We start from the raw sequence: 9,302 nt of genomic DNA, 5'->3' as shown, positions 1-9,302 counted from the left end.
AAGATATTTGATTTTTCCTCTTATGTATATAAGTCGAAAAAATTTCATTTTACGCAATACTAAAAGAATTTGTTTCTTTCGTAATGCATGGCGGAAAGAAGTTCTTTATGGATGGGAGCATATCTTTTAGCGTAAGAGGATTTTATGTATTTTCGAAGGATAAAAAGCCAATAGACAGAAAATGAAAGGAAAAATCTAGATTTACTAAATTGGATCTTATTAAAGAAAAGAAATATACTCAGCTCATTTTAAAAGTGAATGTAAATTTTTGATAGCTTTGAACAGGTTTCATTGGCAATAAGAAGATAATATTATTTTTTTACGGTTTAGAATTTTATTATTTTAATGGGAGAAATAAATGCGATTAGGTGGGCGTTTGCAAGCAGCAATAGATGTTCTCAAAGAGATAGAAATGAGGCATCGCCCCGTAGCAGAAGCTTTAAAGGATTGGGGGCTTTCTCATCGCTTTGCAGGAGCAAGTGATCGTGCAGCCATTGGTACAATCGTTTACGATGTTTTAAGACGACGATATTCTTTACAATGGCGTATGGAGAGTGATGATATTCGGGATATTGTTTTTGCTACCTTATTAGATACAGGAAAAATGACGCTGGGGCAAATTGACAGCGCATTAGAAGGAGACCGATTTGCTCCGCAGTTATTAGAGGATAAACAGCGCAAATCATGGCAAGGGCGGCAATTAGTTGATGCACCAGACTATATTCGTGGTGATATACCCCAATGGTGTCAAGTACATCTTTTTCCTTTATTGGGTGATAATTGGATTACTGAAGCTGCTACGTTAGCAACGCGTCCTTCTTTAGATCTACGGGTAAATAGCCTAAAGGCAACACCAGAAAAAGTGCTGAAAGAGTTATCAAAGACCAAACTTCAGTCTTTGCCATGGTTTCAGCAAGCTTTAAGAATTGCACCGATTGAAAAGTTTAACCGTCATCCCAATATTCAAGTTGAGCCCGCGTTTCAAAAAGGATACTTTGAAATACAGGATTTAGGATCTCAAATTGTTGCTCATCTTGTTGAAGCGCAAGAAGGTATGCAAGTATTGGATTATTGTGCAGGAGCTGGTGGAAAAACACTCGCTTTAGCTTCCGATATGAACAATCGTGGGCAAATTTATGCTTATGATTCCGATAAAGTGCGCTTAGCGCCTATTTTTGATCGTCTTCGACGCGCTGGTGTTCGTAATGTACAAACACGAGCACAAAAAGAAGAATTGAAGCCATTCATAGGCCAGATGGATAGAGTTCTGTTAGACGCACCCTGTAGTGGGTCAGGAACATGGCGTCGTCGTCCAGATGCGAAATGGCGTTTAACATTAGAGCAGGTAAAACAACGCCAAAAAGAACAGAGAGCTATTTTGAATGAAGCGATAGCTTATCTTAAGCCAAACGGGCGCTTAGTCTATATTACCTGTTCTCTTTTCGCAGATGAAAATGAGGAACAAATTTCCCATTTTCTTCAACAACATTCTCATTTTTATCCCATAGATGTGCAGGCACTTTGGCAGAAACATTTTAGTTTTTCTCCTGTGCAACCAGTCTTTTCAAATTATGGATTGACTTTATCACCCGCAACAACACAAACAGATGGTTTCTTTTTATCGGTGTTGCAAAAAAAACATTGATCCATATTTTTGCATTTTTTATCATAAATTTTACGAGAATAATCTTTTTCCTAAGAAAACAGACTTGTGAAAAGAGAAAGATTGAATCATAACTCTCATAAGTTCTCTCTTACAATTGTTGATTGGTTTTCTATGAGCATATCACATCTAGACACTGTTCTTATTATTGATTTTGGTTCACAAGTAACACAACTTATTGCACGACGAGTGCGAGCAATGGGGGTATATTGTGAAATTATTCCTTTTCAATTGGCTTTAGAAGCTGTGCGCCGCGTAAAACCTAAAGCTATTATTTTATCAGGAAGCCCTTATTCCGTTATGGATGAAGGTTCACCCCGTGCTCCGATGGAAATTTTTGAGGCCGGTATTCCAATTCTTGGTATTTGCTATGGTGAACAAGTCATGTGTGTTCAGCTTGGAGGAAAGGTTGAAGCAGGATGTGAGCGTGAATTTGGACGCGCTTTTTTGGAAATACAAGAGAAGAGTGCACTTTTTGATGGAGTGTGGGAAAAAGGTTCTTGTTATCAAGTATGGATGAGTCACGGTGACCGTGTGGCAGCTTTACCAGAAGGTTTTCGTGTCATAGGGACTTCAAAAGGAGCTCCCTATGCGGCTATTGCGGATGAAAAAAAACATTTTTATGCGGTACAATTTCATCCTGAAGTTATCCATACACCGGATGGTACAAAACTTTTGCAAAATTTTATTCATAAGATCTCAGCTATTAAAAGCAATTGGTCAATGGCTTCTTATCGTGAACAGGCAATTGCGACAATACGACAAAAAGTTGGGAAAAGTCGTGTGATTTGTGGTCTTTCAGGTGGGGTTGATTCATCTGTTGTAGCGGTGCTTCTTCATGAAGCCATAGGAGATCAATTGACATGCATTTTGGTCGACCATGGATTAATGCGTAAGAATGAGGCTCAGGAAGTTCTTACATTATTCCACGATCACTATAACATAGAACTTATTCATGTTAATGCTGCCGATATATTTCTTAATGCTTTAGAAGGTGAGACAGATCCAGAAAAAAAGCGCAAAACAATAGGGCGCCTTTTTATTAAAGTTTTTGAAGAAGAAACGAAAAAAATAGGAGGTGCAGAGTTTTTAGCCCAAGGAACACTTTATCCAGATGTTATTGAGAGTGTATCGGCTATTGGTGAATCGGTAACCATTAAAAGCCATCATAATGTGGGGGGATTACCAGAACAGATGAATATGAAACTTGTAGAACCGTTGCGTGAGCTTTTTAAGGATGAGGTTCGCTCGCTAGGGCGTAAGTTAGGGCTGCCAGAGCAGTTTATTGGTCGCCATCCTTTCCCAGGTCCCGGCCTTGCAATTCGGTGTCCAGGTGCTGTAACACACGAAAAATTAGAAATTTTACGTGAAGCAGATTCCATTTATCTTGAGGAAATCCGTAAGGCTGGTCTTTATGATGAAATTTGGCAAGCTTTTGCTGTTCTTCTTCCTGTCCAGACTGTTGGAGTGATGGGGGATAGTCGCACGTATGAATTTGTTTGTGCGCTTCGCGCTGTCACATCTGTCGATGGAATGACCGCTGATTTTTATCCCTATGATATGGCATTTTTGAGTAGGGCAGCATCACGCATTATTAACGAAGTTAGAGGAATTAATCGTGTTGTTTATGATGTAACCTCAAAGCCTCCTGGTACCATTGAATGGGAATAATTGAAATAAAGGATAAGCCTTGTAAAAATAACGTATGACTGAGATCTTGATATTCGGAAAAGTGTAAAAAATCATAAAAAATGATTGTACATTCTCATATGATATAAAGCTTTACCTGAAAGTCTGTCCGCTAATATTATTTAGAGCCAATGTCATTTAAAATTGACCAATATCATTTATGACTAAGAAGTGTGAAATTTGCATGTCTGAGAAAAAAATTGTTGCACACCGTGGTGGTGCACATCTTTGTCCTGAAAATACTCTTTCGGCATTTAATAACGCTATAGCGTTAAGTGTTGATGAAGTTGAATGCGACGTTCATTTACTGAAAAGCGGTGAAGTGGTTGTCTTTCACGATTTTAGTTTAGATCAATTGGTTGGCAAAAAGGGGTATATTCATGACATTGATAATGAAACACGCAAACAACTGTGCGTGAAAGGAAGTCGAGAAGCCCCCCTTTATTAGAAGAAGTTCTTGATCTTTTAGCACCAACCAATGTTGCATTGCATCTTGAAATCAAAACATGTGGTGAAGTGGAGCGTGAAACAATATTATCCCAAAAAGCACTTGCACTCATAAAAAGTCGAAATTTATCAGAGCGGGTTTCTGCGATTAGTTTTGATCCTTTGGTCCTTCGTCCTTTTATTGAAGCAGGAATACCATCTGGTCCATGTGTTGATAATTTTGAAGGTGATATGTATCGTCATTTTTCTGAATGGAAACAATTAGGTTATTCTGATTTAAGTTTAGATGGTTCTATTGCTTCACAGGATTTTATTGAAGCAGCTCTTGAAGCTGGTTTTACTGTAGGGGTATGGACGATTAACGGAAAAGCTCGGTTATCACATTGGCTTAATATGCCTGTACATTATATTACGACAGATCAACCTGATCTTGCATTGAAATTGCGAGCACAAAGGTAAAAAATATACACCTTATAAAAGAAATCCTTGTACCTTCATAAAGCTAGCTTAATGGAAGAAAGCAAGAAATATTTTCTTACACGTAACAATAACACAATAATTTATAATGATAATTAATCGTTTTTCATGTTGAATGAGAAGCCTTAATATGTCAGATTCTTTCATTTCAAATCTTTTTACAATGAAACAATCAAAGTCATTCGCTTGCACATTACAAGTAGGTTTTGTGTGTGGATAAACAACGCGTGAGAAAAGAATAAAAATTTTCATTTAAATGCTCTCAAATGCAAGACTTGTTGAAGCATTAGGGGTCATATAGTGGTGCTGTTTTACATTTTTTGAAGTATAAAAATGATGGCGTGCAAAAAGTTTTATACACTTTAGTAGAGGGACTTTAATGTTCCATTTCATAGGAGCGTTTATGAAATGGATGGGGATGTATTGAATATTTTTTACAGAATGAAAATTTGGTAATACAATGCCGTTTTGTTTTGCATGAAGAGTATGACCTCATGATAGGAAAGGAGGCCATTAAATGCTCCAAAATAATTTTCTTCATTTTAAGAAGAAGTCTATTTACCTCTTTCTTAAAGGCATTATCAATACCATTTTAAGGTTATAAGACAAATAACAAAAGAATAAACAATTCTTTTTTGAAAAAAGTAAATCCAGATATTAGAGATATTACAAAAGTTATTACATGAGATCTATATCTTTTTACTTATTCCCTTGTTTGCTATAAGTCATCTCACTTTTTTTAAATAGTTACAAACGAATGACTCATGAATACATAAGAAAGCTTATAAAAGAAAACGAATAAATCTAAACAAATTCATTTGACCTTTTGGTGGTTACTGTTTAAATGGGCCAACATATTTTTATAATAAAATCGGCATGGCATGTTCATGTGTGATGCTATAGATTTAGGGGTAATTTGTATTCCATCACTTCAGAAAGGGTGAACCATGAGTCGTTTTTATCTTTCCATAGTAGCCACAGTTGCTATCGTAATAACAACAGCAGGGATAACAGAAGGTTTCGCGCAGACAAAGATCAGCTTTTGGCACTCTATGAGTGGTGAGTTAGGAAAGCAAACTGAAAGTCTCATTAACGATTTTAATGCAAGTCAATCTGAGTATAAAGTTGTGCCTTCATTTCGCGGTGAGTATGAAGAGGGATTGATTTCACTCATTGCGGCATTTCGTGGAAAAAAACAGCCAGTTCTTGCTCAGATTTATGACGTTGGTACTGGAACGATGATGGCAGCAAAAGGTGCAATCTATCCATTTTATCAACTTATGGCTGACACAAAGCAAGAATTCGATCCTACAGATTATTTTCCTGCTATTAGTGGTTATTACTCTGATAAACAAGGGCGTATGGTCTCTATGCCATTCAATATCTCAACACCAATTCTTTATTATAACAAAGATATCTTTAAAAAAGCAGGGCTTGATCCAGAACAGCCTCCTAAAACATGGCAAGATATAGAAGATTTTTCTAAAAAAATTATTGAGACTAAAGCGGCGACATGTGGTTTTACAATGGCTTATGCGGCTCAATGGATTGGTATCGAAAATTTTTCAGCATTGCATAATGTTCCTTTTGGAACAGAAGAAAATGGCTTTAAAGGGCTTGATTCAGAGCTGACATTTAATGGATCTTTACAAGTGCGTATGTGGACAGATCTGAAAAGGTGGTCTGATCAAGGTATTTTCCGTTATGGTGGCCCTGCGGGTGCATTAGATTCAGCACCAATGTTTATGGCACAAAGTTGTGCAATTTTTATGCAATCTTCAGGATCACATGCTGGAATTGTTTCTGAAGCTCAATTTAATGTGGGTATTGGTATGCTACCGTACTATAAGGATGCAGAAGGAGCACCACAAAATTCGGTTGTTGGGGGAGCTTCTATTTGGGCATTTAAGGGGCATACCCCAAAGGAATATGCTGGAGCAGCAGCTTTTCTTAAGTTTCTTTCAAAAACAGAAAATCAAGCGAAATGGCATCAGAAAACAGGTTATCTCCCAACTACAAACGCAACTTATGAATTGAGCAAAAATCAACATTTCTATGAAAAAACGCCAGGGGCTGATATCGCTATCAAACAGATCAACCTTAATCCACCAACAATGAACTCGAGAGGCATAAGATTTGGTAACTTACCACAAATACGCACCATTCTTGATCAAGAGTTGGAAGCTGTTCTTAGTGGTTCAAAAACACCGAAAGATGGTTTAGATAAGGCCGTTGAACGTGGAAATAAGCTCTTGCGTGAGTTTGAGAAATCTAATCATTAATTTGATTTTTTGGTTAAACATCAAAGACTCAACGAAAATAGTTGAGTCCTTTTTGTTTACCTTTTAAAGTGTCTACATTTAAAGAGCCCTATGAATGCAAGAAAAACATGCATATTTTAAAAATAGTCTCCTTTCTTACGGACTGCTTTTTCCTCAGCTCCTTGTGACGTTTTTATTTTTCTTTTGGCCAGCTGCTCAAGCAATAAAATCATCCTTTGAACGTGAAGATCCTTTTGGCTTTACAACAACTTTTATTGGTTTTGAAAATTATCTAACCGTTCTTTCTGATCCTACTTATCGGCAATCACTTCTTACAACCGTAGTATTTTCCATCTCAGTTACTGTCGTTTCAATGACAATATCACTTCTTTTAGCTGTTTGTGTTGATCGTGTTGCCCGTGCAAAAAAGGCTTATACAATGCTTTTGCTTTGGCCCTATGCTGTTGCTCCAGTATTGGCTGGTATATTATGGTTGTTTATCTTTCATCCCACCATTGGGATTATCCCTTTTCTTCTCGAAAAAATAGGGGTGCTATGGAATTATCGTGTTAATGGGACTCAAGCGATGATTCTTATTGTTATTGCGGCTAGTTGGAAACAGATTTCTTACAATTTCCTCTTTTTTCTTACAGGTCTTCAGTCCGTTCCGCGTTCTCAAATAGAAGCAGCAGCCATTGATGGTGCTGGTCCCTTTAAACGATTTTGGACTGTTGTTTTTCCACAAATTTCGCCAACAACATTTTTCCTTCTTATCGTCAATATCAATTATGTTATGTTTGATACTTTTGGTATTATTGATAACACAACTTCTGGGGGGCCTGCGCGTGCAACGAACATCCTTGTTTATAAAGTATATGACGATGGCTTTAGAAATCAGATAATCGGTGCATCAGCAGCACAATCAACAATATTGATGTTGATGGTTATTGTCTTAACCTTTATCCAGTTTCGCTGGGTTGAGCGTCGTGTACAATATTAGGAAACAAATTATGGTTGAAAATCGCCCTGTTTTGAAATTTCTAACCCACATCACTCTCATTGTTGGCATTATCATTATTTGTTTTCCAGTTTATGTTGCTATCATTGCATCAACGCATAGTTCAACAGCATTTAATTCAGGAACACTTCCTCTTTTACTTGGGGAACATGCTTTAGAAAATTATAAAACAATCTTTGGGAACGGCCTTTCACAGCGTGGTTTGCCCAATCTTTGGCTACTTTTAATGAATTCACTTATTATGGCTTTTGGGATTAGTATTGGGAAAATTATTATTTCACTTTTGTCTGCTTATGCCATTGTCTACATGCGTTTTCCTTTTCGAAAAACTGCTTTTGTTCTTATTTTTGTTACATTGATGCTTCCTGTCGAAGTTCGTATTCTTCCAACCTATGCGGTTGTTGCGAAATTGGGAATGATCGATACCTATAGTGGAATGATTATTCCACTTATTGCATCTGCAACCGCTACATTTTTATTTCGTCAGTTTTTTTTGACTGTCCCAGATGAACTCTTAGAGGCGGCACGCGTTGATGGTGCAGGACCATTCAAATTTTTTAAGGATATTCTGCTTCCTCTCAGCAAAAGTAATATCGCTGCTTTATTTATTATTATGTTCATTTATGGATGGATACAATATCTCTGGCCTCTTATTATCACAACGGATCAAAATCATCAAACGATCCTTGTTATTTTAAAACAGCTTATTGTCGAATCTCTTCAACATGATCCTCAATGGAATATACTCATGGCAGTATCGGTCGTTGCCATGGTGCCACCTGTTCTTGTTGTTATCTTCATGCAGCGGCTTTTTATTAAAGGGCTTATTGAAACGGAGAAGTAATTGTGGCCATAATCCAGTTATCAAATATAAAAAAACGGTATGACAACGGCATTCTAGTCATTGATGACTTAAATTTAACCGTTGTTGATAAAGAGCTTCTTGTTCTTGTTGGTCCTTCAGGATGCGGAAAATCAACCTTATTACGTATTATTGCAGGACTTGAACAAGTCACTTCAGGTGAACTGTGTATTGATAACGAACGTATCAATGATCGTGAACCAGCTGATCGTGATATTGCTATGGTTTTTCAAAATTATGCCCTTTATCCCCATATGACAATTCGTGGAAATCTAGAATATGGTCTTAAAAATCGTAAAACCCCTAAAGAAGAAATAAAAAAACGCGTCGCACATGCTGCAAAACTTTTGGAGATAGAGCCGTTTCTTGATCGTAAACCACAACAATTATCAGGGGGACAACGCCAGCGTGTTGCAATGGGGCGTGTGATTGTACGTCAACCACGTGTTTTTCTCTTTGATGAACCTCTTTCAAATCTTGATGCAAAATTACGGGCGCAAATGTGTATTGAGATAAAAACGCTACAGCGTTCATTAGGAACAACCAGCCTTTATGTTACCCATGATCAACTAGAAGCCATGACATTAGCTGATAGAATAGTCGTTTTGAATAAAGGAGCTATCGAGCAAATTGGCACACCAATGGAAATTTATGATACCCCAGCAACCACATTTGTTGCTGACTTTATTGGTTCGCCTCCTATGAACTTTCTTGATCGCCATGTTCTAGAACAACATTTAGGGCATTCATTTTCTTATAGCGAGGAAACTGATCTTTTAGCTTTTAGACCTGAAACAATCTTATTGGGCGAACATCCAGATAAAGGTCCTGTTTTTCACACACAAATCGAGCTTATCAAGCCGATTGGAACAGGTTGCCATGTCT

The 9,302-nt window shown here is 37.3% G+C and carries 6 protein-coding genes and 1 pseudogene; all 7 read left to right on the top strand.

Going from position 1 to position 9,302, the window contains the following annotated elements; translation table 11 throughout:
* The first annotated feature begins 358 nt into the window (after positions 1-358).
* Complete coding sequence (locus BN338_RS08530; RefSeq protein ID WP_039761014.1) at positions 359-1,645, top strand: RsmB/NOP family class I SAM-dependent RNA methyltransferase; 1,287 nt, start codon at positions 359-361, stop codon at positions 1,643-1,645.
* A 132-nt stretch (positions 1,646-1,777) separates the two neighbouring features.
* Positions 1,778-3,334, top strand: coding sequence for a glutamine-hydrolyzing GMP synthase (gene guaA / locus BN338_RS08525; RefSeq protein WP_039761211.1), 1,557 nt, complete (start codon positions 1,778-1,780; stop codon positions 3,332-3,334).
* A 202-nt stretch (positions 3,335-3,536) separates the two neighbouring features.
* A pseudogene (locus BN338_RS08520) lies at positions 3,537-4,258 on the top strand (glycerophosphodiester phosphodiesterase).
* 965 nt (positions 4,259-5,223) lie between these two features.
* Positions 5,224-6,558: a sn-glycerol-3-phosphate ABC transporter substrate-binding protein UgpB gene (gene ugpB / locus BN338_RS08515; protein WP_039761012.1), complete on the top strand. Its 1,335-nt coding sequence runs from the start codon at positions 5,224-5,226 to the stop codon at positions 6,556-6,558.
* Between the two features lie 94 nt (positions 6,559-6,652).
* The gene (gene ugpA, locus BN338_RS08510; protein ID WP_039761010.1) at positions 6,653-7,537 is read left to right on the top strand and encodes a sn-glycerol-3-phosphate ABC transporter permease UgpA; all 885 of its coding nucleotides are present in this window, start codon (positions 6,653-6,655) and stop codon (positions 7,535-7,537) included.
* A 10-nt stretch (positions 7,538-7,547) separates the two neighbouring features.
* Positions 7,548-8,399 (top strand): sn-glycerol-3-phosphate ABC transporter permease UgpE, encoded by an 852-nt coding sequence (gene ugpE / locus BN338_RS08505; protein WP_039761008.1) that lies wholly within the window; start codon positions 7,548-7,550, stop codon positions 8,397-8,399.
* 2 nt (positions 8,400-8,401) lie between these two features.
* A partial coding sequence (gene ugpC / locus BN338_RS08500; protein WP_039761005.1) for a sn-glycerol-3-phosphate ABC transporter ATP-binding protein UgpC occupies positions 8,402-9,302 on the top strand: 901 nt, incomplete at its 3' end.

The sequence above is a fragment of the Bartonella queenslandensis AUST/NH15 genome (genome assembly GCF_000312585.1).
GTDB lineage: Bacteria > Pseudomonadota > Alphaproteobacteria > Rhizobiales > Rhizobiaceae > Bartonella > Bartonella queenslandensis_A.
The sequence above is the reverse complement of the archived record's forward strand: the minus strand, read 5'-3'. Positions and strand labels throughout refer to the sequence as shown.

What these genes read in the sequence shown, in the direction of transcription:
- BN338_RS08530 (WP_039761014.1), top strand. Translation starts at nt 359, where the DNA reads ATGCGATTAGGTGGGCGTTTGCAAGCAGCAATAGATGTTCTCAAAGAG.
- guaA (WP_039761211.1), top strand. Translation starts at nt 1,778, where the DNA reads ATGAGCATATCACATCTAGACACTGTTCTTATTATTGATTTTGGTTCA.
- ugpB (WP_039761012.1), top strand. Translation starts at nt 5,224, where the DNA reads ATGAGTCGTTTTTATCTTTCCATAGTAGCCACAGTTGCTATCGTAATA.
- ugpA (WP_039761010.1), top strand. Translation starts at nt 6,653, where the DNA reads ATGCAAGAAAAACATGCATATTTTAAAAATAGTCTCCTTTCTTACGGA.
- ugpE (WP_039761008.1), top strand. Translation starts at nt 7,548, where the DNA reads ATGGTTGAAAATCGCCCTGTTTTGAAATTTCTAACCCACATCACTCTC.